Source organism: Streptomyces sp. GDS52 (assembly GCF_052246875.1).
Lineage (GTDB): Bacteria > Actinomycetota > Actinomycetes > Streptomycetales > Streptomycetaceae > Streptomyces > Streptomyces cathayae.
Genome location: NZ_CM125966.1, coordinates 5,958,757 through 5,983,629 on the forward strand (window position 1 = coordinate 5,958,757; position 24,873 = coordinate 5,983,629).

The following is a 24,873-nucleotide window of genomic DNA, read 5'->3' on the forward strand; positions in this document are numbered from 1 at the left end:
GCCCACCCGGCACAGCACCTGACGGCACCCACGTGCGTGCGCCTACCCTGGTCCGCATGCCCACATTGCTCCTGGTCCGGCACGGACGATCCACCGCCAACACGGAGGGGCTGCTCGCCGGCTGGTCGCCCGGCGTCGCCCTGGACGGACGCGGGGCCGCGCAGGCCGCCGCGCTGCCCGGACGGCTCGCCGAACTGCCCCTCTCCGAGATCGTCGCCAGCCCTCTCCAGCGCTGCCAGGAGACGATCCGGCCGCTGCTGAAAGCCCGGCCCGGCCTCACCGTCCACACCGACGAACGCATCGGGGAGTGCCACTACGGCGACTGGACCGGCCGCAAGCTCGCCGAACTGAAGGACGAACCCCTCATGGAGGTGGTGCAGGCCCACCCGTCGGCGGCCGCCTTCCCCGGCGGGGAGTCCCTGCGCACCATGCAGACACGCGCCGCCGAGGCGGTGCGCGAGTGGAACGCGCGCGTGGAACGTGATCACGGCCCCGACGCCGTGTACCTCATGTGCTCGCACGGGGACATCATCAAGTCCCTCGTCGCGGACGCACTCGGACTTCACCTCGACCTCTTCCAGCGGATCTCCGTCGAGCCGTGTTCCGTCACCGCGATCCGGTACACACGGCTGCGTCCCTACCTCGTCCGGCTCGGCGACACCGGTGACTTCGCCTCCCTGGTGCCGCGCGAGGAACCGCCCGCCGACGACGCCCCGGTCGGGGGCGGTGCGGGCGCACCGTGATCGTCGGCCGCAGTAGGGTGAAGCGGTCGCAGCAGCGCCGTGTCAGCCGTCGCCGCCGTTGCAGCAGCCGAAGCCGTCGCCACTGCCTCGACTGATACCCGTACCCACCACTCTCAATGGAGACAGGACGTGTCCCGTCAGGTGTTCCTCTACGACCAACCGGAACGTTTCGTGGCCGGTACGGTCGGACTGCCAGGGCGCCGTACGTTCTTCCTCCAGGCCTCAGCCGGCTCCCGGGTGACCAGCGTGGCTCTGGAGAAGACCCAGGTCGCCGCGCTCGCCGAGCGCATGGACGAACTGCTCGACGAGGTCGTACGCCGTAGCGGGGGCAGCGCCGCGGTGCCCGCCGTGGCGCCGACCGAGATCGCCGACACCGCCCCGCTGGACGCCCCGGTGGAGGAGGAGTTCCGGGTCGGCACCATGGCCCTCGCCTGGGACGGCGAGGAGGAGTGCATGATCGTCGAGGCGCAGGCGCTCGTCGAACTGGACGCCGAGTCCGAGGAGGACCTCGCCGAGGCGGAGGAGAGGCTGCTCCAGGACGAGGAGAACGGCCCCCCGATGCTCCGGGTCCGGCTCACCGGGGTCCAGGCCCGTGCCTTCGCCAAGCGCGCCCTCGACGTCGTCAACGCGGGACGGCCGCCGTGCCCGCTGTGCAGCCTCCCCCTCGACCCGGAAGGACATGTATGTCCGCGCCAGAACGGATACCGCCGCGGGGCGTGACCACCGCCGGCCCCGCCGACGCGGTGCTGCTCGCCGAGGGCGAGCTGACCGTGCGCGGACGCCTCCGTGAAGCATCGAACGCGGCGCTGTACTGCACCGTGACCCACGACGGCCGCGAGGCCGCCTGCGTCTACAAGCCCGTCGCGGGGGAGCGCCCCCTGTGGGACTTCCCCGACGGGACGCTCGCCGGGCGCGAGGTCGCGGCGTACCAGGTCTCCGAGGTGACCGGCTGGGGACTGGTGCCGCCCACCGTGCTGCGGGACGGGCCGTACGGCGAGGGCATGTGCCAGCTGTGGATCGACGCCACGCCGGAGGCGGAACTGCTCGCGCTGGTGGACCGGGAGGAGCCCGGACCCGGCTGGAAGGCGGTCGGGCTCGCCGAGGTGGGCGAGGGGCGCACCGCGCTGCTCGTGCACGCCGACGACGTACGGCTGCGGCGGCTGGCCGTGCTCGACGCGGTGATCAACAACGCCGACCGCAAGGGCGGACACCTGCTGCCCACGCGGGACGGCCGGCTCTACGGCATCGACCACGGGGTCGCCTTCAACGCCGAGGACAAGCTGCGCACCCTGCTGTGGGGCTGGGCGGGGGAACCGCTGACCGAGGAGGCACGCGACGTCCTCGAGGCCCTCGGGAAGGCACTCGCCGAAGGCGGCGCGCTGGCCGCCTCGCTGGCCCCGCTGATCACCCGCGCGGAGATCGACGCGACCCGCGAGCGGGTCGCGTCCCTGCTCGCCTCCGGTACCCATCCGCAGCCCGGCGGCCGATGGCCGGCGATCCCCTGGCCACCCGTCTGACCCGACCGTCGGCCCGAGCGCCGACCGTTTGACCCGGGCGCCGGCTGTCCGACCCGGGCGCCCGTCGCCGGCCCGGGCGCCGGCACGCGGCTCCCGCGCGACGGGGCACGTCCGGCGGCGGAGCGCAAGAGCGTCTTCTCGGTCGTCCGAGCCGCTCCGGTTCGTATCGGGGACCGCGGTCCGGTTACGCTCATGAGATGCATGCCTGGCCCGCTTCCGAGGTCCCCGCCCTTCCCGGTCAGGGGCGCGACCTGAGGATCCACGACACCGCGACCGGGGGTCTGACCCCGCTCGACCCCGGCCCCGTCGCCCGTATCTACGTCTGCGGCATCACCCCGTACGACGCCACCCACATCGGACACGCCGCGACGTACAACGCGTTCGACCTCGTGCAGCGCGTGTGGCTCGACAACAAGCGGCAGGTTCACTACGTCCAGAACGTCACCGACATCGACGACCCGCTGCTGGAGCGGGCCGAGCGGGACGGCGTCGACTGGGCCGCGCTCGCCGAGCGGGAGACCCGGCTCTTCCGCGAGGACATGACGGCCCTGCGGATGCTGCCGCCGCAGCAGTACATAGGCGCGGTGGAGGCGATACCCGGCATCGTCCCGCTCGTCGAACGACTGCGCGACCTCGGCGCGGCGTACGAACTCGAGGGCGACGTCTACTTCTCCGTGGAGTCCGACCCGAACTTCGGGCGGGTCTCGAACCTCGACGCGGCCGCCATGCGGCTGCTGTCCGCCGAACGCGGCGGCGACCCGGACCGCCCGGGCAAGAAGAACCCCCTCGACCCGATGCTCTGGATGGCCGCCCGCGAGGGCGAACCCAGCTGGGACGGCGGGTCGCTCGGCAGGGGCCGGCCCGGCTGGCACATCGAGTGCGTGGCCATCGCCCTCGACCATCTGGGCATGGGCTTCGACGTCCAGGGCGGCGGTTCCGACCTGGTCTTCCCGCACCACGAGATGGGCGCCTCGCACGCCCAGGTGCTCACCGGCGAGTTCCCCATGGCCAAGGCGTACGTCCACGCCGGCATGGTCGCCCTGCACGGCGAGAAGATGTCCAAGTCCAAGGGCAACCTGGTCTTCGTGTCCCGGCTGCGGCGCGACGGCGTCGACCCGGCGGCGATCCGGCTGGCGCTGCTCGCCCACCACTACCGTGCCGACTGGGAGTGGACGGACCAGGTCCTCCTGGACGCCGGGACCCGGCTCGAGCACTGGCGGGCCGCCGTCTCCCGCCCCGACGGCCCGCCCGCCGAGGCGCTCGTGGAGGAGATCCGCGAGGCCCTGTCCAACGACCTGGACGCCCCGGCCGCCCTGGCCGCCGTCGACCGCTGGGCCGTGGCCCAGGAGCAGGACGGCGGCACGGACGCGGGCGCGCCCGGCATCGTCTCCCGCGCGGTGGACGCCCTGCTCGGCGTGGCACTGTAGCCGCCGGGCACCACGACAGGCGCGAACGGCCGAAGGGGGCGGCCCCGTCCATGGACGGGGCCGCCCCCTTCGTGCCGGTCAGTCCTCCGAGGAATCCTCGCCGTCCGCGTCCGGCTTCGGCGGATTCGGCGAGCGGGGCCGGCTGCCCGGGCCCTCCCGCCGGAACGACGGGCCGTCCGCGCCGTCGGCCGTGGCGTGCCCACCGGGTTGCGGCGGGCCGGACCCACCGTCGCGGCGGCGCAGATAGCGCTCGAACTCGCGGGCGATCGCCTCGCCGGACGCCTCCGGCAGTTCGGCGGTGTCCCGGGCCTCCTCCAGCGACTGGACGTACTCGGCGACCTCGCTGTCCTCGGCGGCCAGTTGGTCCACTCCCACCTGCCAGGCGCGCGCGTCCTCGGACAGTTCGCCCAGCGGGACGCGCACGTCGATCAGGTCCTCGAGCCGGTTCAGGAGGGCCAGCGTCGCCTTCGGGTTGGGCGGCTGCGACACGTAGTGCGGGACCGCCGCCCACAGCGAGACCGCGGGGACACCGGCGTGCGTGCACGCCTCCTGGAGGATGCCGACGATCCCCGTGGGGCCCTCGTACCTGGTCTCCTCCAGGTCCATACGGCGGGCCAGGTCCGGATCGGACGTGGTCCCGCTGACCGGGACCGGACGGGTGTGCGGGGTGTCGCCGAGCAGGGCGCCCAGGACGACCACCATCTCCACCCCGAGTTCATGGGCGAACCCCAGCAGTTCGTTGCAGAACGAGCGCCAGCGCATGGACGGTTCGATACCGCGGACGAGGACCAGGTCGCGTGGCTTGTCGCCGCCGATCCGGACCACCGACAACCGCGTCGTCGGCCAGGTGACCTTACGGACCCCGCCGTCCATGAACACCGTGGGCCGGTTGACCTGGAAGTCGTAGTAGTCCTCGGCGTCCAGCGCCGCGAACACCTCGCCCTTCCACTCCCTGTCCAGATGCGCGACCGCGGTGGAGGCGGCGTCGCCGGCGTCGTTCCAGCCCTCGAACGCGGCCACCATGACCGGGTCGATCAGCTCGGGAACCCCCTCGAGCTCGATCACCCAGCGCCTCCTTCCGACGTGCCCTCGCGTACGCACCAACCTTACGGCGTGCCCAGCGGACGTACGCAGCCCCCTCGCAGGGGGAACGACCGAACACTGCCCCGGGGGACACCCGGAAACACCCCGCGGTGGCCGGAGCCGTCCGGGAGCGCGAGCGGCCCGGCGCCGGTCCTTCCCGGCACCGGCTCCCGAGGGGGAACCGGTGCCGGGCCCCCTGCCTCTACTTCTCGTCGAGCAGGTCCTGGACACCGGCGCGGACCTCGTCCGTGGCCAGTCCCCGGACGGTCAGGGTCGTACGGCGGCGGAGCACGTCGTCCGTCGTCTCGGCCCACTCGTGGTCCCGGGCCCAGACGACCTGCGCCCAGATCTCCGGGGCATCCGGGTGGACACGCCGGGCCAGCCGCGGGTCGTCATTGGCCAGCCGGGCGATGTCGAAGGCCAGCGAACCGTAGTGGGTCGCCAGGTGGCGGGCGGTGTCCGCCGCCATCCGCGGGCCGGGTGCCGGGTGGTCGACCAGCAGCCGGTGGGCGACCGCGCGCGGATTGGCCACCCCGGGCAGCGGCAGTTTCCTCGGCAGCGACGCGACCGGCTCGAAGTCGTCGCCCAGCGGCCGGCCCGGCAGCTCCTGGAGCTTGCGCATCACCGTACGGCCGATGTGACGGAAGGTGGTCCACTTGCCGCCCGCGACGGACAGCATCCCGCCGCGGCCCTCGCTGACGACCGTCTCCCGCTTGGCCTTCGAGGTGTCCCCGGGGCCGCCCGGAAGCACCCGCAGGCCCGCGAACGAGTACGTGATCAGATCGCGGTCCACCTGCTGGTCGCGGATGGAGAACGCGGCCTCGTCGAGTATCTGGGCGGTGTCCTTCTCGGTGACCGCGACATCCGCCGGATCGCCCTCGAACTCCTCGTCGGTCGTGCCGAGCAGCAGCATGTCCTCCCAGGGCAGGGCGAAGGTGATGCGGTACTTGTCGATCGGCGTGGCCAGGGCGGCCTTCCACGGGGAGGTCCGCTTCAGGACCAGGTGCGCGCCCTTCGACAGCCGGATGGACGGTGCCGCGTTCGGGTCCTCCATCCGGCGCAGGTGGTCGACCCACGGTCCGGTCGCGTTCAGCACGAGGCGGGCGTCGACGCCGAACTCCTCGCCCGACAGCCGGTCGCGCAGCTCGGCGCCGGTCACCCGGCCCCGGGTGAACCGCAGACCGGTCACCTCGGCGTGATTGAGGACGACCGCGCCCGACTCGGCCGCCGCGCGGACCGTCATCAGCGCCATCCGCGCGTCGTTCATCTGGTCGTCGCCGTACACGGCCACGGCCTTGAGGTTGTCGGTGCGCAGCTCCGGCACGTCCCGCGCGGCCCTGGCGGGGGAGAGCAGATGGCCGACGCCGTCGCCGAACGCCGAGAGCGCCGAGTACGCGAGGACACCGGCGCCGAGCTTCGCCGCGCCGTGCGGCCCGCCCTTGTACACGGGGAGGTAGAAGGTGAGCGGGTTCGCCAGGTGGGGGGCCACCCGGCGGGAGACCGCACGGCGCTCGAAGTGGTTCTCCGCCACCAGCTTCACCGCGCCGGTCTGCAGATAGCGCAGGCCGCCGTGGAGGAGCTTGGAGGAGGCGGAGGAGGTGGCGCCGGCGAAGTCGCCGGCGTCCACCAGTGCCACCCTGAGGCCGGACTGCGCGGCGTGCCAGGCGGTGGAGATGCCCAGGATGCCGCCGCCGATCACGAGAAGGTCGTACGACGCCTTGGCGAGCCGCTCCCGGGTCTCGGCCCGGCTCGGGTTCGAGCAGGAGGCCGGGCGCGTCCCCAGGGCAGGCACGGACTGCAGGGTGGACTGAGTGGTCATGTCGGGTTCTTGCTCCTCGTCGGGCGGTGTCAGTCTTCGTCGCCGAGCCAGCCCATGGTCCGCTCGACGGCCTTGAGCCAGCTCTTGTACTCACGGTCGCGGATCTCCGCGTCCATGCGGGGGGTCCACTCGGCGGCCCGGCGCCAGTTGGCGCGCAGGTCGTCGGTGCTGTTCCAGAAGCCGACGGCGAGGCCGGCGGCGTAGGCGGCGCCGAGGCAGGTGGTCTCGGCGACCATGGGGCGCACCACGGGCGCGTCCAGGAAGTCCGAGAGGGTCTGCATCAGCAGGTTGTTGGAGGTCATGCCGCCGTCGACCTTGAGGGCGGTCAGCTCGACGCCGGAGTCCTTGGTCATGGCGTCGGCGATCTCCCGGGTCTGCCAGGCGGTGGCCTCCAGGACGGCGCGCGCCAGGTGCGCCTTGGTGACGTACCGGGTCAGGCCGGCGATCACACCGCGGGCGTCGGAGCGCCAGTACGGGGCGAACAGACCGGAGAAGGCCGGCACGAAGTAGGCGCCGCCGTTGTCCTCGACCGAGAGCGCGAGCGTCTCGATCTCGGCGGCGGTGGAGATCAGGCCCATCTGGTCGCGCATCCACTGCACCAGCGCACCGGTGACCGCGATGGAGCCCTCCAGCGCGTAGACCGGCTTCTGGTCGCCGATCTGGTAGCCGACGGTGGTCAGCAGGCCGCTGTAGGAGTTGATGATCTTGTCGCCGGTGTTCATCACCATGAAGGTGCCGGTGCCGTACGTCGACTTGGTCTCGCCCTCGGCGAAACAGGTCTGGCCGAACAGGGCGGCCTGCTGGTCGCCGAGCGCGGAGGCGACCGGGATGCCGCCGAGCAGCTCGCCCAGGCTGCCGCCCCTGATCTCGCCGTAGACCTCGGCGGAGGAGCGGATCTCGGGCAGCATCTCCGTCGGGACGCCGATGGACTCGGCGATCTTCGCGTCCCACTGCATGGTGTGCAGGTTCATCAGCATGGTGCGGGACGCGTTGGTGACGTCGGTGACGTGCCTGCCGCCGTCCGCACCGCCGGTCAGGTTCCAGATGACCCAGGTGTCCATGGTGCCGAAGAGGATGTCGCCCGCCTCGGCGCGCTCCTTGAGCCCTTCGACGTTGTCGAGCAGCCAGCGGGCCTTGGGGCCGGCGAAGTAGGAGGCGAGGGGGAGACCGGTCTCGCGGCGGAAACGGTCCTGGCCGACGTTGCGGCCGAGCTCGCGGCACAGGGCGTCGGTGCGGGTGTCCTGCCAGACGATGGCGTTGTGGACGGGCTCACCGGTGTTCCTGTCCCACAGGACGGTGGTCTCGCGCTGGTTGGTGATGCCGATGGCCTTGATGTCGTCCCGGGTGATGCCGGCCTTCTCGACGGCACCGGCGACGACCTCCTGGACGTTGGTCCAGATCTCGGTGGCGTCGTGTTCGACCCAGCCCGGCTTGGGGAAGATCTGCTCGTGTTCCTTCTGGTCGACCGCGACGATGCGGCCGTCGCGGTCGAAGACGATGCAGCGGGAGGAGGTCGTGCCCTGGTCGATGGCGGCGATGAACGGGCCGTGGCCGTGGGAGGCGATGCCGGCGGTCTGGTCGTCGGTCACTGTGTGCTCCTGGAGGTTCCTTGATTACGGGACTGTGTGGACGGCGCTTCCACAAGACGCGGGGTCGCGCGGCGGCAGGGTCGCTGTCAGGCGAGGACGATGTTGTAGAAGCCTGCCGCGAGGGCGCCGCCGATCAGCGGACCGACGACCGGAACCCAGGCGTAGGACCAGTCGGAGCCGCCCTTGTTGGGCAGCGGCAGCAGGGCGTGCACGACGCGCGGACCGAGGTCACGGGCCGGGTTGATCGCGTAGCCGGTCGGGCCGCCGAGGGACAGGCCGATGGCGACCACCACGAGCGCCGTGATGAGACCGCCCAGCACCCCGAGACCGTTGCCCTCGGCGTTCAGGCCCTGGGTGAGCACGGCGAGCAGCAGCACCATGGTGCCGATGATCTCCGTGGCGAGGTTCTGCACCGCGTTCCGGATCTCCGGACCGGTGGAGAAGATGCCGAGCACGGGACCGGCGCCCTTCTCCTGTGCCTCCACGGCCTTGGCCGCGGTGGCCTGCGCGCCCGGACCGCCGACGATCTCCTGGTCGGTCAGGTGGGCCTGGAACTGTCCGTAGTACGCCACCCAGACCAGCGCCGCGCCGATCATCGCGCCGAGGAACTCTCCGGCGAAGTAGACCGGGACGTTGCTCCACTCGCCGTCCTTGATGGCGAGCGCCAGGGTCACGGCCGGGTTGAGGTGGGCGCCGGAGAGCGGCCCCGCGATGTACACCGCCGTCATGACGGCGAAGCCCCACCCGAAGGCGATGGCGAGCCAGCCGGCGTTACGGGCCTTCGAGGCCTTCAGCGTCACGGCGGCGCAGACGCCGCCGCCGAGCAGGATGAGTATGGCGGTACCGAGGGTCTCGCCGATGAAGATGTCGGAGCTGGACACCCGCGACTCCTTTGTCCTTCGTCCAGGGAAGCCGACCCCCGGGTCCCGCCGGGGATGGGCGCCCTCGGGGATGAGAGCGATGTCGGCCTTTGGCGTTGTCACACCCTAACGTGTATTGCCGGTAGCTGTTCGACAATGCCGACCGATGGACGGGAGTCTTTCTCCGCCTCGCACGTGCGTCAAGGGTTCGGTTGTCGAAAGTGCGATCGTTATCGATCGCGTCGATTGCGCCGAGTCATCTGCGCCGAGTCATCGATCTTCGCCGGGGATCCGTCACGTCCACCGGTCTCCGACCGGTTCGCCCGGGTCCGGGCACGACGACGACCGGGACGCCCTGCGGCGCCCCGGTCGGCTCTTCGGTGTGTGTGCGTCCCGCCGGTGCCTGTCCGGCCCGCTCAGAACCGCCGGGCGCCCAGGTCCCGCGACACCGCGCGGGCGCAGTCCCGCACCGCCGCGATCAGCTCCGGGCGCAGCTCGCCGTCCTGCCGCAGCCGCTCCACCGCGCCCGTGACACCGACCGCGCCGACCGGCATCCGCCGCCGGTCGTGGACGGGGGCCGCGATCGAGGCCACGCCCTCCCAGGTCTCCTCGACGTCCGCCGCGTACCCGCGCGCGCGGGTGAGGTCGAGGATGTGCTCGAAGGCGTCCGGCTCGCACACCGTGCGGTCGGTGAACGGCTTGCGGTCGGCCTCCAGGGCCTCGCTGTGCGCCACCGGGTCGTAGGCCGACAGCACCTTGCCCAGGGCCGTGGAGTGCAGCGGCTGCATGGCCCCTATCTCCAGGACCTGCCGGCTGTCGTCGGGACGGAACACGTGGTGCACGATCAGCACGCCCTGCTGGTGCAGTACGCCGAGGTAGACGCTCTCGCCGCTGGAGCGGGCCAGGTCGTCGGTCCAGACCAGGGCGCGTGCCCGCAGCTCGTGCACGTCGAGGTACGTGGTGCCCAGGCGCAGCAGTTCGGCGCCCAGCTGGTAGCGCCCGGAGGCGTCGTCCTGCTCGACGAAGCCCTCGTGCTGGAGGGTGCGCAGGATGCCGTGGGCGGTGCCCTTGGCGAGGCCCAGGGACGAGGCGATGTCCGACAGGCCGAGCCGCCGCTCGCCGCCCGCCAGCAGGCGCAGCATCGCCGCCGCCCGTTCGAGCGACTGGATGTTCCGTGCCATCGCCGTGCTGCCTCCGTCCCCTGCGACCAACGCGCGCGGCCGCTGCCACTGTTCGGCAATGCCGAACACTACCGCTCGATGCCGACCTCCCGCCAATGGTCCGCCGCCATCCGTCGTGCCCCCCGCGTGCGTACATACGGGTCCCGGCCATCTTCGTCCGACCAGTGGACGTGCTGAGCGTCGGGGCGCGGTCCCCGATACGCTGGCGGCGTGCCTCTGCCCGGGAGCACCACGAGGGTGCTCTTCGGACAGGCAAAGCCGACAGCCGTCGCATCTGAGGGAGCCCCGTACATGGCCTCGTTGCCGCTGACCCCTTCCGCCGACAGCCGGACCCGTGTGTCCGCTCTCCGAGAGGCGCTCGCCACCCGAGTGGTGGTCGCCGACGGAGCGATGGGCACCATGCTCCAGGCACAGGACCCCACGCTCGAGGACTTCGAGGACCTCGAGGGTTGTAACGAGATCCTGAACCTGACCCGCCCGGACATCGTCCGTTCGGTCCACTCCGCGTACTTCGACGCCGGTGTCGACTGCGTCGAGACCAACACCTTCGGCGCCAACCTCACCGCCCTGGGCGAGTACGACATCGCGGACCGCGTCGTCGAACTGTCCGAGGCGGGTGCGCGCATCGCCCGCGAGGCGGCGGACGAGTTCACGACGCGGGACGGCCGCCCCCGCTGGGTGCTGGGCTCGATGGGCCCCGGCACCAAGCTGCCCACCCTCGGCCACACCACCTTCGCCGCCATCCGGGACGCCTACCAGCAGAACGCCGAGGGCCTGCTCGCGGGCGGCGCGGACGCGCTGCTGGTGGAGACGACCCAGGACCTGCTGCAGACCAAGGCCTCCGTCATCGCCGCCCGCCGTGCGATGGAGACCGCCGGCCACGAGGTCCCGCTGATCGTGTCGGTCACGGTGGAGACGACCGGCACGATGCTGCTGGGCTCCGAGATCGGTGCCGCGCTCACCGCGCTGGAACCGCTGGGCATCGACATGATCGGCCTGAACTGCGCGACCGGCCCGGCCGAGATGAGCGAGCACCTGCGCTACCTGGCCCGCCACTCCCGCATCCAGCTGTCGTGCATGCCGAACGCCGGTCTGCCGGAACTCACCAAGGACGGCGCGCGGTACCCGCTGTCCCCGCAGGAGCTGGCGGACGCACAGGAGAACTTCGTCCGCGACTACGGGCTGTCCCTGGTCGGCGGCTGCTGCGGTACGACGCCCGAGCATCTGCGGCAGCTCGTGGAGCGCGTGCACGGCCTCGCCCCGGCGGAGCGCGACCCGCGCCCGGAACCCGGTGCGGCCTCCCTCTACCAGACCGTTCCCTTCCGTCAGGACACCTCCTACCTGGCGATCGGTGAGCGGACCAACGCCAACGGCTCCAAGAAGTTCCGTGAGGCGATGCTCGAGGGCCGCTGGGACAACTGCGTGGAGATGGCCCGGGAGCAGATCCGCGAGGGCGCGCACATGCTGGACCTGTGCGTGGACTACGTCGGCCGCGACGGCGTCGCCGACATGAAGGAACTGGCCGGCCGGTTCGCCACCGCCTCCACCCTGCCGATCGTGCTGGACTCCACCGAGGTCCCCGTCATCCGGGCCGGTCTGGAGAGGCTCGGCGGCCGGGCGGTCATCAACTCGGTCAACTACGAGGACGGCGACGGCCCCGAGTCCCGCTTCGCGCGCGTCGCGCAGCTGGCCCAGGAGCACGGTGCCGCGCTGATCGCGCTGACCATCGACGAGGTGGGCCAGGCCCGCACCGCCGAGAAGAAGGTCGAGATCGCCGAGCGCCTGATCGCCGACCTGACCGGGAACTGGGGCATCCGCGAGGAGGACATCCTCATCGACTGCCTCACCTTCACCATCTGCACCGGCCAGGAGGAGTCCCGCAAGGACGGCAGCGCCACCATCGAGGGCATCCGCGAGCTGAAGCGGCGCCACCCCAAGGTGCAGACCACCCTGGGACTGTCGAACATCTCCTTCGGCCTCAACCCGGCCGCCCGCATCCTGCTCAACTCCGTCTTCCTCGACGAGTGCGTCAAGGCGGGCCTGGACTCGGCGATCGTGCACGCGTCGAAGATCCTGCCCCTCGCCCGCTTCAGCGAGGAGGAGGTCACCACCGCCCTCGACCTGATCCACGACCGGCGCCGTGAGGGCTACGACCCGCTGCAGAAGCTGATGCAGCTCTTCGAGGGCGCCACCGCCAAGTCCCTGAAGGCCGACAAGGCCGAGGAACTGGCGTCGCTCCCCCTGGACGAGCGGCTCAAGCGGCGGATCATCGACGGCGAGCGCAACGGCCTGGAGACCGACCTCGACCAGGCGCTCGAGACCCGCAAGGCCCTCGACATCGTCAACGACACCCTGCTGGACGGCATGAAGGTGGTCGGCGAGCTGTTCGGCTCGGGCCAGATGCAGCTGCCGTTCGTGCTCCAGTCGGCCGAGGTCATGAAGGCGGCCGTCGCCCACCTCGAACCGCACATGGAGAAGCTCGAGGACGGCGAGGACCTGGGCAAGGGCACCATCGTCCTGGCCACGGTCCGCGGCGACGTCCACGACATCGGCAAGAACCTGGTCGACATCATCCTGTCGAACAACGGCTACAACGTCGTCAACCTCGGCATCAAGCAGCCGGTCTCCGCGATCCTGGACGCCGCCGACGAGCACAAGGCCGACGTCATCGGCATGTCCGGGCTGCTGGTGAAGTCCACGGTGATCATGAAGGAGAACCTGGAGGAGCTCAACCAGCGCGGGCTGGCCGCCGACTACCCGGTCATCCTGGGCGGCGCCGCCCTGACCCGCGCCTACGTCGAGCAGGACCTGCACGAGATCTACCAGGGCGAGGTCCGCTACGCCCGCGACGCCTTCGAGGGCCTGCGCCTGATGGACGCCCTCATCGGCATCAAGCGCGGCGTGCCCGGCGCCAAGCTGCCCGAGCTCCGGCAGCGCCGGGTCCGCGCGGCCACCGTGGAGATCGACGAGCGCCCCGAGGCCGGGCACGTCCGCTCGGACGTCGCCACCGACAACCCGGTCCCCACCCCGCCGTTCCGGGGCACCCGGGTGGTCAAGGGCATCCAGCTCAAGGAGTACGCGAGCTGGCTCGACGAGGGCGCCCTGTTCAAGGGCCAGTGGGGTCTGAAGCAGGCCCGCACGGGCGATGGGCCGACGTACGAGGAGCTGGTGGAGACCGAGGGACGGCCCAGGCTGCGCGGCCTGCTGGACCGGCTCCAGACGGACAACCTGCTGGAGGCGGCCGTCGTGTACGGCTACTTCCCGTGCGTCTCCAAGGACGACGACCTGATCGTCCTGGACGAGGCGGGCAACGAACGCACCCGCTTCACCTTCCCGCGCCAGCGCCGCGGCCGGCGCCTGTGCCTGGCCGACTTCTTCCGCCCGGAGGAGTCGGGACAGACGGACGTCGTCGGCTTCCAGATCGTCACCGTCGGCTCCCGCATCGGCGAGGAGACCGCGCGGATGTTCCAGGCCAACGCCTACCGCGACTACCTCGAACTGCACGGGCTGTCCGTGCAACTGGCCGAGGCACTCGCCGAGTACTGGCACGCGCGGGTCCGCTCCGAGCTCGGGTTCTCCGGTGAGGACCCGAGCGCGATGGAGGACATGTTCGCCCTGAAGTACCGGGGCGCCCGCTTCTCCCTCGGCTACGGCGCCTGCCCCGACCTGGAGGACCGTGCCAAGATCGCGGAGATGCTCCAGCCGGAGCGCATCGGCGTCCACCTGTCCGAGGAGTTCCAGCTGCACCCCGAGCAGTCCACGGACGCCATCGTGATCCACCACCCGGAGGCCAAGTACTTCAACGCCCGCTGACCCCGCCCGGCGGTTCGCCCGGGCGTGTGACAAGCGACTGCGTCGTGCGCGACGTACACTGGTCGGTCCACCGCAGGCCGGTTCCCCTTGTGGGAACCGGCCTGATCGTCCCTTGAAGGAGGTACGTGGATGACCAGTACGGTTCCGGCCACCGCGCTCGGCACTCTCCCCCAGGCCCTCGGCGCCGCCCCGGCCGAAGGCTCCCCCCTGCAGGCCGTGCTCCTGGACATGGACGGCACCCTGGTCGACACCGAGGGCTTCTGGTGGGACGTCGAGGTCGAGGTGTTCGCCTCCCTCGGCCACGCCCTCGACGACTCGTGGCGCCATGTCGTGGTCGGCGGCCCCATGACCCGCAGCGCGGGCTTCCTCATCGAGGCGACCGGGGCCGACATCCCCTTGACCGAACTGACGGTCCTGCTCAACGACGGCTTCGAGGACCGCATCTCCTGTGCCCTGCCGCTGATGCCCGGCGCCGCCCGGCTGCTCGCCGAACTGTCCGAGCACGGCATCCCCACGGCCCTGGTCTCCGCCTCGCACCGACGCATCATCGACCGCGTACTGGGCTCGCTGGGCGCCCACCACTTCGCGCTGTCGGTCGCGGGCGACGAGGTCCCGCGCACCAAACCGCACCCCGACCCGTACCTGACCGCCGCCCTCGGTCTCGGCGTGGACCCGGTGCGGTGCGCCGTCGTCGAGGACACGGCGACCGGCGTGGCCGCCGCCGAGGCCGCGGGCTGTCACGTCGTGGCGGTGCCCTCCGTGGCCCCCATCACGCCGGCCGCCCGGCGGACCGTCGTACCGTCGTTGGAAACGGTCGATCTGACTTTTCTGCGCGGGCTGATGACGGAAATGCGCTAGGCGTTCACCCAGTGTGGAGCGGGTGGGGGGACCGGAATTCCCCAGGGCCCGTGTTCCGGTCGGCGGGTTGTGTGTCCGAAGGAATTCGGAGCGCTACCGGCTGGTGAATTCCGGTACCGCCCGGCCCGGTTCCGCTGTGATGTTCACCACCTTTCGAGGGGTCGGCAGGGGGGTCGGCATGTGGTGTCCGCGTCATTTCTGAGGCGGTCCGCGTTCCCTTGTGTCCCGATTGGTTGAACGCTGCCCCAATCCTTCCCCGTCCACGTTCGCCGGTGCGTTCACACCCGGTTCCACTGCGTGATGGAGGCTCAACTCCGGTCGCCGCGCCCCTCCCTACGGGCGCGGACTAATCTCATCGCGAGAACATCGCCCCATCCCCGTGGACGGCAGTGACAACCCCGTATGCCGCATACACGGAGTCGACAGCTCTGGAGAAACTCGAGCATGAACCGCAAGACTTTGGTGCTGGCGGCCGCGATCGGCCTGCTCGCGCCGGTACTCGCCGGCTGTGGCGACACCGGTGGTGGGAGCGGCGGCGGTGACGCGATCGTCGTCGGCACCACGGACCGGTTCACCGTCTCGGAGGAAGAGCCCGCTCCGGTCGACCCGGCGTACGCCTACGACGTCGGTACCTGGAACATCCTGCGCCAGACGGTGCAGACCCTGCTGGTCCAGCCGCGTGGCGACGGTGAGCCGGTGCCCGAGGCCGCGGAGAGCTGCGGCTTCACCGACACCGGCAACGAGCGGTACAGCTGCACCCTGCGCGAAGGCCTGAAGTTCTCGGACGGCTCGCCCGTCACCGCCGCCGATGTGAAGTTCTCCATCGAACGCGCCCTCGCGATCCAGTCCGACAGCGGTGTGTTCGCACTGCTGTCCACGATCGACACCGTCGAGACCAAGGGCGACCGCGAGGTGATCTTCCACCTCACGTCGGCCGACGCCACCTTCCCCTACAAGCTGTCGACCCCGGTCGCGGGCATCCTCAGCGAGAAGAAGTACGACAAGGGCAAGCTGCGCGAAGGGTTCGACGTCGACGGCTCCGGCCCGTACACCATCGAGACCGAGGTCAAGGACGGCGAACTGGTCCGCGCCACCTATGCCAAGAACCCCTCCTACAAGGGGTCCCTGGAAGTGGCCAACGACAAGGTCGAGGTACGCAGCTTCGAGAGCGCCGAGGCCATGGGCCAGGCGCTCGAGGACGGCGACGTCGACCTCATGACCCGCAGCATGTCGCCGGAGCAGATCCGGGAACTCGCCGGCAACAACGAGGACGCCATCGACCTCGTCGAGTCGCCGGGTCTGGAGATCCGCTACCTGGCCTTCAACACCGAGGCCCCCAGCGTGGAGACCAAGGCCGTCCGCCAGGCCATGGCCCAGATCATCAACCGCAGCGAACTGGTCGCCAAGGTCTACGGCTCCCAGGCCGAGCCGCTGTACTCGCTGGTTCCCGCGACCGTCACCGGCCACTCCAACGCGTTCTTCAACAGGTACGGCGACCCGGACGTCTCCAAGGCCCGCCAGTTGCTGGAGAAGGCCGGTGTCACCACCCCGGTGAAGATGACGCTGCACTACACGACCGACCACTACGGTCCCGCGACCAAGGCGGAGTTCGAGCAGCTCAGCAAGCAGCTCAACGACAGCGGCCTGTTCGAGACCGACATCAAGGGCGCGGCCTGGGAAACCTTCCGTCCGGCCGGCAAGGAGGGCAAGTTCGACGTCTACGGCATGGGCTGGTTCCCCGACTACCCGGACGCCGACAACTTCCTCGCCCCGTTCCTGGACAAGGACAACTTCCTCAACTCGCCGTACGCCAACAGCCGGGTCAGCAAGGAACTCATCCCGGAGTCCCGCCGCCAGGCCGACCGGCTCTCCGCGGTCGGCAGCCTGAACGACATCCAGAACATCGTCGCGGAGGACGTGCCCGTGCTGCCCCTGTGGCAGGGCAAGCAGTACGGCGCCGCACGTGACGACATCACCGGCACCGCCTACATGCTCAACTCCTCCTCCACGCTCCAGCTGTGGGAGCTGGGACGAGGCGTGAGCGGCTGACGCCGCGGAGCCCCTGGCGGGCGCGCACACACCAGAGGGCGCCTCCGACTTCCCGTCTTGCGGAAGCCGGAGGCGCCCTCTGGTGTGTGCGGAGTGGAGCCGGGGTGCGGACCGGAGCGGGAGCTACTGCGCCCCGGGGCGCACCAGACCGCTCTCGTACGCGTACACCGCCGCCTGTACCCGGTCACGCAGCCCCAGCTTCGTCAGGACATGACCGACGTGCGTCTTCACGGTCGTCTCACTGACGAACAGGTCCGCGGCGATCTCCGCGTTGGACAGCCCCCGTGCCACCAGCTTCAGCACCTCGACCTCACGGTCGGTCAGGGTGTGCAGCGTGTCCGGCATCGGCTCGTCACCGGACGGCAGATGCGTGGCGTACTTGTCCAGCAGCCGGCGGGTGATGCTCGGGGCCAGCATCGCCTCACCGGCGGCCACCACCCGGATCGCCTGCACCAGTTCATTGGCCGGGGCGTCCTTCAGGAGGAAGCCGCTGGCACCCGCCCGCAGCGCCTCCACCACGTACTCGTCGAGATCGAACGTCGTGAGCACCAGCACCTTCGCCGGGCCGTCCCGCTCCGGGCCGGTGATCTGCCGGGTGGCCTCCACCCCGTCCATCCGCGGCATGCGGATGTCCATCAGCACCACATCGGGCTGCAGCGCCCGCACCTGGTCCTGGGCCTGGAGGCCGTCTCCGGCCTCACCGACGACCGCGATGTCCTGCTCGGCCTCCAGGATCATCCGGAAGCCCGTACGCAGCAGCGGCTGGTCGTCAACCAGTAGGACGCGGATGGCCACGTGACTCTCCTTCGCTAGTCCGCCCCCATTGTGCCCTGCGTGCCCTGCCCCTCCTGCCTCCGGGGCGCACCGGCCGGAGCCGGCCCGGACGCCCGTACCGGCAGCGGATACGGCGGGGGAGTGCCGCCGAACTCCGGGCAGTGCGCCTGGTGGTCGCACCAGCCGCACAGCTTGGTGGGACGTGGCCGCCAGTCACCCGTCTCCGTGGCCAGCCGGATCGCCTCCCACAGGGCCAGCAACTTGCGCTCCACGCGCTCCAGATCGGCGCGGACCGGGTCGTACGTCAGCACATCACCGCTGCCCAGGTACACGAGTTGCAGCCGGCGCGGGATCACCTGCTTCAGCCGCCACACCACCAGGGCGTAGAACTTCATCTGGAACAGCGCGTCCTCCGCGTACTGAGGCCGGGGCGCCTTGCCCGTCTTGTAGTCGACGAGCCGCACCTCGCCGGTGGGCGCCACATCCACCCGGTCGATGATGCCGCGCAACCTCAGCCCGGAATCCAGCTCGGCCTCGACGAACAGCTCCCGCTCGGCGGGCTCCAGCCGGCTCGGATCCTCCAGGGTGAACCAGCGCTCGACCAGCAGCTCCGCCTCCGCCAGCCAGCGCGCCAGCCGCTCACCCTCCGGGTCCTCGGCGAACAGCTCCGCGACCTCCGGCCTCGACTCCCGCAGCCGGTCCCACTGGCCCGGGACCAGCTGCTTCGCCCGCGGTGCCGTGCGCTCGGCGGCCGGGGCGTCGAAGAGGCGCTCCAGCACCGCGTGCACCAGCGTGCCCCGGGTCGCCGCCTCGCTCGGTTTCTCCGGCAGGCGGTCGATGACCCGGAACCGGTACAGCAGCGGACACTGCATGAAGTCACCGGCACGCGACGGGGACAGCGAGACGGGTGGCGCGGCGGCCACTTCGGGCGGGGCCCCGGCCACCACCGGCGGATCCGCCGCCACGACCGGCATGCTGTCGGGCCGTCCCGCGCCCTCGGTGCTCGTCTCCATGCCCACAGACCTTACGGCCCGGTACTGACAGGGACCCGCACACCAGGGGTGGCCACAGGGAGAAAGGGTGGCCACAGGGGGAAGGGGAAAGGAAGAGAAGAGAGCGAAGGGGGAAAAGGGGGAAAAGGGGCAGGAGAGGAGAGGGCGAGCGGGCGCGGCGCCGGACGGCAAGAGACAGGGGTGCCGGGGCGAGACGTGGGGCGACGGCCGCATACCATCGATACCAGACCCTCCCGTCCGGCAGGCACGGGAAACGCAGCGACGAGGGGACACCGGTGGACGCAAGCGGCGGAGGCGGGCAGCCGCGATCCGGCAACGACGAGCCGGACGAGCGCCACATGAGGGCCACGGAGGGCCGACCCCCCACGGACGGGGGCCGCCTCGACCCGCCCGAAACCGCCCCGAGCACCCCCGACGACCGCACCGACGACCGTGATCCGTCGGCCTCCGGCGACGCTCCGTCACGGACCGGAGGCGCCCCGGCGGAGACCGGGGAGCCCTCGGCCCCGGCGGACACCGACGGGGCCACGCCCCGGAACGGGGAGCAGCCCGCGCGACCTCCTGCCCCGGACACCGACGCCCACCCGCAGAACCCGCGGTCCCCGGACGACGGCTGGTCCGAGCCCCCTGCCCCCGCGGGTGCTCCGTCCGAGAGGGCTCCGCGGGACGACGGTCACCGGTCCGCGCCCTCCGAGCCCCACGGCACCGACCGCACCCTCGCCCACTCCGGATCCGGCAAGGGGCCCGCACCGCGTCCCCCGGAGCAGCAGCGCGGTGGACTGCTGATGGGACGCCCGTTCGGCGTGCCCGTCTACGTCGCCCCCAGCTGGTTCCTCGTCGCCATCCTGATCACCTGGGTGTTCGGCGGCCAGATCGACCGTGTGCTGCCCGAACTCGGCGCCGCCAGCTATCTGGTCTCGCTGTTCTTCGCCGTCGCCTTCTACGCCTCCGTACTCGTCCACGAACTCGCCCACACGCTCGCCGCCCTCCGCTTCAAGCTGCCGGTGCGCCGCATCCAGCTCCAGTTCTTCGGCGGCGTCTCCGAGATCGAGAAGGAGGCGGAGACTCCCGGTCGGGAGTTCGTACTCGCCTTCGTCGGCCCCCTGCTCTCCCTCGTCCTGTCCGGCCTGTTCTACGTCGCCCTGCTCGCCGTCGAACCCAGCTCCGTCCCCGGCGTCCTGCTGGCCGGCCTGATGATCTCCAACCTCATCGTGGCCGTCTTCAACCTCCTGCCCGGCCTCCCCCTCGACGGCGGACGCATGCTCCGCGCGGTCGTCTGGAAACTCACCGGCAAGCCGATGAGCGGCACCATCGCCGCCGCCTGGGTGGGCCGCGTCCTCGCCGTCTCCGTCCTGATCGGCCTTCCCCTGCTCACCCAGTCCGGAGCCCTCGGCTCCGCCGCCGAGGACAGCGTCGGTATGGACACCGTCCTCGACGCGCTGCTCGCCGCCATCCTCGCCGCGATCATCTGGACCGGCGCCGGCAACAGCCTGCGCATGGCCCGCCTGCGCGAACACCTTCCCGAACTGCGCGCCCGCGCCCTCACCCGCCGTGCGGTGCCCGTCGAGACGGACACCCCGCTCTCCGAGGCGCTGCGCCGCGCCAACGCCGCCGGCGCCCGGGCCCTCGTCGTCGTCGACCCCGACGGCACCCCGCTCTCCCTGGTGCGCGAGGCCGCCATCGTCGGCGTACCCGAACACCGCCGCCCCTGGGTCCCGGTCAGCGGGCTCGCCCAGGACCTCACCGACGGCATGCGCGTCTCCGCCGAGCTCGCGGGAGAGGACCTCCTCGAGGCCCTGCGCGCCGCCCCCGCCACCGAGTACCTGGTCGTCGAGACCACCGGCGAGATCTACGGCGTCCTGTCCGCGGCCGACGTGGAACGAGCCTTCGTCAAGGCCATGGCCCGCCCCGCCTGACATCCTCCCCGCCCTCGGGTGGTCAGTGGCCCACGTGGGGACCGGTAGGCTGGTCACATGTCCGAACCGACCGGTGCCGCCCGCCGCCGTGGGCCCTTCAAGGTCGGGGACCAGGTACAGCTGACCGACCCCAAGGGTCGCCACTACACGTTCACGCTCGAGGCCGGGAAGAACTTCCACACCCACAAGGGTTCCTTCCCCCACGACGAACTGATCGGCGCACCCGAGGGCAGCGTTGTCCGCACCACCGGGAACGTCGCCTACCTCGCGCTGCGCCCCCTGCTCCCCGACTACGTCCTGTCCATGCCCCGCGGGGCAGCCGTCGTCTACCCCAAGGACGCGGGGCAGATCCTGGCCTTCGCCGACATCTTCCCCGGCGCCCGCGTCGTGGAGGCAGGCGTGGGCTCCGGCTCGCTCAGCAGCTTCCTGCTGCGCGCCATCGGCGACCAGGGCATGCTGCACAGTTACGAACGCCGCGAGGATTTCGCCGAGATCGCCCAGGCCAACGTGGAGCGCTACTTCGGCGGCCCGCACCCCGCCTGGCAGCTCACCGTCGGCGACCTCCAGGACAATCTGTCCGACACCGAGGTCGACCGCGTCATCCTCGACATGCTCGCCCCCTGGGAATGCCTGGAGGCCGTCTCCAAGGCGCTCGTCCCCGGCGGCATCCTCTGCTGCTACGTCGCGACCACGACCCAGCTCGCCCGGACCGTCGAGTCCATCCGCGAGATCGGCTCCTTCAACGAGCCGACGGCCTGGGAATCCATGATCCGCAACTGGCACATCGAGGGACTGGCCGTCCGCCCGGACCACCGGATGATCGGCCACACCGGCTTCCTGCTCACCGCCCGCCGCCTCGCCGACGGGGTCGAGCCCCCCATGCGCCGACGCCGCCCCGCCAAGGGCGCCTACGGCGAGGACTACTCGGGACCCAACGCCGACGCGGGCGCCGCCCGCTGACCCGTCCCACCACCACGACAACGCACCGACGCCGTGGCGCAGTTCCCGGACCGTACCGGGAACTGCGCCACGGCGCCCTCATGTTGACGCGACGGCGACCGGTGTCTCCCCGGGCCCCGCACCGAAACCGCACACCCCGGCGTTCCCCCGCACTGTGACGTGTGGCACGATGCTGGCCACCCCCACCGGCACAGCCCTCACAGGAGACACTCCTCGTGCAGTCATCCGCCGTCCCGGAACTCGCCCACACGCACACCCGCCCGATCCACTGGGTCGCCACCGCCACGGCCGTCGCCGGAGTCGTGGCGCTCTCCGGCCTGCTGCAGCCCGGAGCCGCGACCGCGGCCCAGACACCCGACCCGCAGACCCCGCGGACCAAAAGCGCACCGGCGCACATCGCCCCGCCGGACCCCGCGGACGTCGAGTTCCCGATCGATTGCGGTCCGGGGCGGGCCGTGGTCAAGAAGGAGGCGGCCGGCGACCTCGACGGCGACGGGCGGCCCGAGACCGTGGCGGTCGTCCACTGCGACGCCTCCATGGGCACCCCGCCCGACGGCATGTACGTCCTGAGCGGGACCGCCGGAGCCGGTGCACCACGCGTGGTGGCCACCCTCGTCGACCCCGGGGACCGCACCAACGTCGACGACTTCGCCGTACGCGACGGCGAGATCACCGCGGCACTCCTCGGCTACTCGTCCTCCGACCTGCCCAGTTGCTGCCCCGACGTGCGCGAGAGCCTGAAGTGGCACTGGGACAACGGCGTGTTCGTCCGGTCCACGCCCTTTGGCGCACGGAGCGTGTGAACCACGCGCGCGTGATGGCGGGAACGGACCTGCGGGAAATCGGGCAGCGGTGACGGAAGGCGTCAAAGCGGTCACCCGGCGTCCGGGCCGTACACCTCCACACCGTCGGCCACGCGTCGCACGTGGATGCACTCGCCCGGGCACTCCTTCGCCGAATCGACCACATCCGTGAGGACCGGCAGCGGCACCCGCGCCGTCGCCCCCTCGGTCTGCAACAACTCGTCGTCCGGGCCCTTCACATAAGCCAGACCGTCGATGTCCAGCTCGAACACCTCGGGCGCGTACTGCGCGCAGATGCCGTCACCGGTACACAGGTCCTGGTCGATCCAGACCTCCAGGGCCTCGGCGTCGACTCCGGCCTCCTGCTGCACGCTCGTCTCCCCTGCCGTCTTTCGCGTCGGACCGAACGGGAATCCGACCAGCTCCGACGGGTGTTGAACACATCGACCCTACCTCCGCCGGGGTTCCCGTCACCCTCGGTGGGTATTCCCCTGGCGTGAGGGAGAGCGCAAGGGTGAAGATCGGACACACCCCGACCGTCTTTGTGATCTAGGGGTTTCAATCGACACCCGCCCAGGTAGGGTCTGGAAGCGTCCAGCTCCCCTTGGAGGAGGTGAGGACCGTGGCAGCCCACGACGACGACATGAACCGCGGCATCCGCCCGGGACGCGGGTCCGACGACCCGGCCGGGCAGATCGCCTATCTCGAGCAGGAGATCGCCGTCCTGCGCCGCAAGCTCGCCGACTCTCCGCGACACACGAGGATTCTCGAAGAGCGGATCGTCGAGCTGCAGACCAACCTGGCCGGCGTGTCCGCCCAGAACGAACGACTCGCCGGAACGCTCCGCGAGGCCCGCGACCAGATCGTGGCCCTCAAGGAGGAAGTGGACCGGCTGGCCCAGCCGCCGGCCGGCTTCGGAGTTTTCCTCCTGGCGAACGAGGACGGCACCGCCGACATCTTCACCGGCGGCAGAAAGCTCCGGGTGAACGTCAGCCCGAGCGTCGACCTCGACGAGCTCCGGCGCGGCCAGGAAGTGATGCTCAACGAAGCGCTCAACGTGGTCGAGGCCATGGAGTTCGAGCGCGTGGGCGACATCGTCACCCTCAAGGAGATCCTCGAGGACGGGGAACGCGCCCTCGTCCTCGGCCACACCGACGAGGAGCGGGTGGTCCGGCTCGCCGAACCCCTGCTGGGCATCACCATCCGCCCCGGTGACGCCCTCCTGCTCGAACCCCGCTCCGGGTACGTCTACGAGATCGTCCCGAAGAGCGAGGTCGAGGAGCTCGTCCTCGAAGAGGTCCCCGACATCGGCTACGAGCAGATCGGCGGCCTCGGCAACCAGATCGAAGCCATCCGCGACGCCGTCGAGCTGCCCTACCTCTACCCGGACCTGTTCAGGGAGCACGAACTGCGCCCGCCCAAGGGCGTACTGCTCTACGGGCCTCCCGGATGCGGCAAGACGCTCATCGCCAAGGCCGTCGCCAACTCGCTGGCCAAGAAGGTCGCCGAGGTCACCGGCCAGGCCGCCGGCAAGAGCTTCTTCCTCAACATCAAGGGCCCCGAGCTGCTGAACAAGTACGTCGGCGAGACCGAGCGGCAGATCCGCCTGGTCTTCCAGCGGGCCCGTGAGAAGGCCAGCGAGGGCACCCCCGTCATCGTCTTCTTCGACGAGATGGAATCCCTCTTCCGCACCCGCGGCTCCGGCGTCAGCTCCGACGTGGAGAACACCATCGTCCCGCAGCTCCTCGCCGAGATCGACGGCGTGGAGGGCCTGGAGAACGTGGTCGTGATCGGTGCCTCCAACCGTGAGGACATGATCGACCCCGCCATCCTGCGGCCCGGCCGGCTCGATGTGAAGATCAAGATCGAACGTCCGGACGCCGAGGCGGCCAAGGACATCTTCGGCAAGTACCTCACCCAGCGCCTCCCGCTGCACGGCGACGACGTCGCCGAGCACGGCGGTGACAGGGGCACGACGGTCCAGAGCATGATCCAGACCGCGGTGGAACAGATGTACGCCGAAAGCGAGGAAAACCGCTTCCTGGAAGTCACGTACGCCAACGGAGACAAGGAAGTCCTCTACTTCAAGGACTTCAACTCCGGCGCCATGATCGAGAACATCGTCGGCCGCGCCAAGAAGATGGCGATCAAGGACTTCCTCGAGAAGAGCCAGAAGGGTCTCCGCGTCTCCCACCTGCTCCAGGCGTGTGTGGACGAGTTCAAGGAGAACGAGGACCTGCCCAACACCACCAACCCCGACGACTGGGCCCGCATCTCCGGTAAGAAGGGTGAGCGGATTGTTTACATCCGTACCCTCATCACCGGAAAGCAGGGTGCGGACACGGGACGCTCCATCGACACGGTGGCAAACACCGGTCAGTACCTGTAAAAAGCAGGGCGGCTGCGGGTGCCCTCGACGGGGTACTCGCAGCCGACTGCTTTCCGGGAAACGACCGGGAACACGGCAA

At 70.7% G+C, this 24,873-nt stretch carries 19 protein-coding genes; 11 read left to right on the forward strand and 8 right to left on the reverse strand.

What is annotated here, in order from left to right:
- The first annotated feature begins 56 nt into the window (after positions 1 to 56).
- The 4 genes from ACTWJ9_RS27210 (at position 57) to mshC (ending at position 3,687) form a co-directional block, all read left to right on the forward strand.
- The gene (locus tag ACTWJ9_RS27210; protein ID WP_443294882.1) at positions 57 to 743 is read left to right on the forward strand and encodes a histidine phosphatase family protein; all 687 of its coding nucleotides are present in this window, start codon (positions 57 to 59) and stop codon (positions 741 to 743) included.
- A gap of 129 nt (positions 744 to 872) precedes the next feature.
- Complete coding sequence (locus ACTWJ9_RS27215; RefSeq protein WP_279336909.1) at positions 873 to 1,463, forward strand: DUF3090 domain-containing protein; 591 nt, start codon at positions 873 to 875, stop codon at positions 1,461 to 1,463.
- Positions 1,427 to 2,260, forward strand: a complete 834-nt coding sequence (locus ACTWJ9_RS27220) for an SCO1664 family protein (RefSeq protein ID WP_443294883.1) — start codon at positions 1,427 to 1,429, stop codon at positions 2,258 to 2,260. The genes ACTWJ9_RS27215 and ACTWJ9_RS27220 overlap by 37 nt, the downstream gene beginning before the upstream one ends.
- A gap of 197 nt (positions 2,261 to 2,457) precedes the next feature.
- On the forward strand, positions 2,458 to 3,687 hold the full coding sequence (gene mshC / locus ACTWJ9_RS27225; RefSeq protein WP_279336911.1) for a cysteine--1-D-myo-inosityl 2-amino-2-deoxy-alpha-D-glucopyranoside ligase: 1,230 nt from the start codon (positions 2,458 to 2,460) through the stop codon (positions 3,685 to 3,687).
- A gap of 78 nt (positions 3,688 to 3,765) precedes the next feature.
- Here mshC and ACTWJ9_RS27230 read toward each other — a convergent pair whose 3' ends face one another.
- The 5 genes from ACTWJ9_RS27230 to ACTWJ9_RS27250 form a co-directional block, all read right to left on the reverse strand.
- Positions 3,766 to 4,752, reverse strand: a complete 987-nt coding sequence (locus ACTWJ9_RS27230; RefSeq protein WP_279336912.1) for a PAC2 family protein — start codon at positions 4,750 to 4,752, stop codon at positions 3,766 to 3,768.
- 220 nt (positions 4,753 to 4,972) lie between these two features.
- Complete coding sequence (locus tag ACTWJ9_RS27235) at positions 4,973 to 6,589, reverse strand: glycerol-3-phosphate dehydrogenase/oxidase (RefSeq protein ID WP_279336913.1); 1,617 nt, start codon at positions 6,587 to 6,589, stop codon at positions 4,973 to 4,975.
- Between the two features lie 29 nt (positions 6,590 to 6,618).
- Positions 6,619 to 8,154 (reverse strand): glycerol kinase GlpK, encoded by a 1,536-nt coding sequence (glpK, locus tag ACTWJ9_RS27240; protein ID WP_279338112.1) that lies wholly within the window; start codon positions 8,152 to 8,154, stop codon positions 6,619 to 6,621.
- 110 nt (positions 8,155 to 8,264) lie between these two features.
- Positions 8,265 to 9,059, reverse strand: coding sequence for an MIP/aquaporin family protein (locus ACTWJ9_RS27245; RefSeq protein WP_279336914.1), 795 nt, complete (start codon positions 9,057 to 9,059; stop codon positions 8,265 to 8,267).
- Between the two features lie 395 nt (positions 9,060 to 9,454).
- Positions 9,455 to 10,219, reverse strand: a complete 765-nt coding sequence (locus ACTWJ9_RS27250) for an IclR family transcriptional regulator (RefSeq protein ID WP_279336915.1) — start codon at positions 10,217 to 10,219, stop codon at positions 9,455 to 9,457.
- A 291-nt stretch (positions 10,220 to 10,510) separates the two neighbouring features.
- On the opposite strand from ACTWJ9_RS27250, the gene metH reads away from it, so the two are divergent.
- From metH to ACTWJ9_RS27265, 3 genes are all read left to right on the forward strand, one after another.
- Positions 10,511 to 14,032, forward strand: a complete 3,522-nt coding sequence (gene metH / locus ACTWJ9_RS27255; RefSeq protein WP_279336916.1) for a methionine synthase — start codon at positions 10,511 to 10,513, stop codon at positions 14,030 to 14,032.
- 129 nt (positions 14,033 to 14,161) lie between these two features.
- A complete protein-coding gene (locus ACTWJ9_RS27260) occupies positions 14,162 to 14,890 on the forward strand; it encodes an HAD family hydrolase (RefSeq protein WP_279336917.1) in 729 nt (242 codons plus the stop codon).
- Positions 14,891 to 15,334: 444 nt separating this feature from the next.
- The gene (locus ACTWJ9_RS27265; RefSeq protein WP_279336918.1) at positions 15,335 to 16,939 is read left to right on the forward strand and encodes an ABC transporter substrate-binding protein; all 1,605 of its coding nucleotides are present in this window, start codon (positions 15,335 to 15,337) and stop codon (positions 16,937 to 16,939) included.
- Positions 16,940 to 17,062: 123 nt separating this feature from the next.
- On the opposite strand, the gene ACTWJ9_RS27270 is transcribed toward ACTWJ9_RS27265, so the two are convergent.
- Both ACTWJ9_RS27270 and ACTWJ9_RS27275 read right to left on the reverse strand, forming a co-directional pair.
- Positions 17,063 to 17,734 carry a response regulator transcription factor gene (locus tag ACTWJ9_RS27270; protein WP_279336919.1) on the reverse strand — a complete coding sequence of 224 codons (672 nt, stop codon included), beginning with the start codon at positions 17,732 to 17,734 and terminating at the stop codon, positions 17,063 to 17,065.
- A gap of 14 nt (positions 17,735 to 17,748) precedes the next feature.
- Entirely contained in the window at positions 17,749 to 18,726 is a 978-nt protein-coding gene (locus ACTWJ9_RS27275; RefSeq protein ID WP_443294884.1) for a RecB family exonuclease, read from the reverse strand.
- Positions 18,727 to 19,001: 275 nt separating this feature from the next.
- On the opposite strand from ACTWJ9_RS27275, the gene ACTWJ9_RS27280 reads away from it, so the two are divergent.
- The 3 genes from ACTWJ9_RS27280 (at position 19,002) to ACTWJ9_RS27290 (ending at position 22,405) form a co-directional block, all read left to right on the forward strand.
- Positions 19,002 to 20,642, forward strand: coding sequence for a site-2 protease family protein (locus ACTWJ9_RS27280; RefSeq protein ID WP_279336921.1), 1,641 nt, complete (start codon positions 19,002 to 19,004; stop codon positions 20,640 to 20,642).
- A gap of 57 nt (positions 20,643 to 20,699) precedes the next feature.
- Positions 20,700 to 21,602, forward strand: a complete 903-nt coding sequence (locus tag ACTWJ9_RS27285) for a tRNA (adenine-N1)-methyltransferase (protein WP_279336922.1) — start codon at positions 20,700 to 20,702, stop codon at positions 21,600 to 21,602.
- A gap of 215 nt (positions 21,603 to 21,817) precedes the next feature.
- Entirely contained in the window at positions 21,818 to 22,405 is a 588-nt protein-coding gene (locus ACTWJ9_RS27290; protein ID WP_279336923.1) for a hypothetical protein, read from the forward strand.
- Between the two features lie 71 nt (positions 22,406 to 22,476).
- Here the strand turns inward: ACTWJ9_RS27290 and ACTWJ9_RS27295 are convergent, their stop codons facing one another.
- Positions 22,477 to 22,776 carry a ferredoxin gene (locus tag ACTWJ9_RS27295; RefSeq protein ID WP_279336924.1) on the reverse strand — a complete coding sequence of 100 codons (300 nt, stop codon included), beginning with the start codon at positions 22,774 to 22,776 and terminating at the stop codon, positions 22,477 to 22,479.
- Positions 22,777 to 23,027: 251 nt separating this feature from the next.
- Here ACTWJ9_RS27295 and arc point away from each other — a divergent pair, with 251 nt between their 5' ends.
- Positions 23,028 to 24,794 (forward strand): proteasome ATPase, encoded by a 1,767-nt coding sequence (gene arc / locus ACTWJ9_RS27300; protein ID WP_279336925.1) that lies wholly within the window; start codon positions 23,028 to 23,030, stop codon positions 24,792 to 24,794.
- Positions 24,795 to 24,873 lie beyond the last annotated feature (79 nt).

Bases quoted from the DNA above. Each gene is read 5' to 3' on its own strand.
- ACTWJ9_RS27210 (WP_443294882.1), top strand. From the start codon at position 57: ATGCCCACATTGCTCCTGGTCCGGCACGGACGATCCACCGCCAACACG.
- ACTWJ9_RS27220 (WP_443294883.1), top strand. From the start codon at position 1,427: ATGTCCGCGCCAGAACGGATACCGCCGCGGGGCGTGACCACCGCCGGC.
- mshC (WP_279336911.1), top strand. From the start codon at position 2,458: ATGCATGCCTGGCCCGCTTCCGAGGTCCCCGCCCTTCCCGGTCAGGGG.
- ACTWJ9_RS27235 (WP_279336913.1), bottom strand. From the start codon at position 6,589: ATGACCACTCAGTCCACCCTGCAGTCCGTGCCTGCCCTGGGGACGCGC.
- ACTWJ9_RS27250 (WP_279336915.1), bottom strand. From the start codon at position 10,219: ATGGCACGGAACATCCAGTCGCTCGAACGGGCGGCGGCGATGCTGCGC.
- metH (WP_279336916.1), top strand. From the start codon at position 10,511: ATGGCCTCGTTGCCGCTGACCCCTTCCGCCGACAGCCGGACCCGTGTG.
- ACTWJ9_RS27260 (WP_279336917.1), top strand. From the start codon at position 14,162: ATGACCAGTACGGTTCCGGCCACCGCGCTCGGCACTCTCCCCCAGGCC.
- ACTWJ9_RS27265 (WP_279336918.1), top strand. From the start codon at position 15,335: ATGAACCGCAAGACTTTGGTGCTGGCGGCCGCGATCGGCCTGCTCGCG.
- ACTWJ9_RS27275 (WP_443294884.1), bottom strand. From the start codon at position 18,726: ATGGAGACGAGCACCGAGGGCGCGGGACGGCCCGACAGCATGCCGGTC.
- ACTWJ9_RS27285 (WP_279336922.1), top strand. From the start codon at position 20,700: ATGTCCGAACCGACCGGTGCCGCCCGCCGCCGTGGGCCCTTCAAGGTC.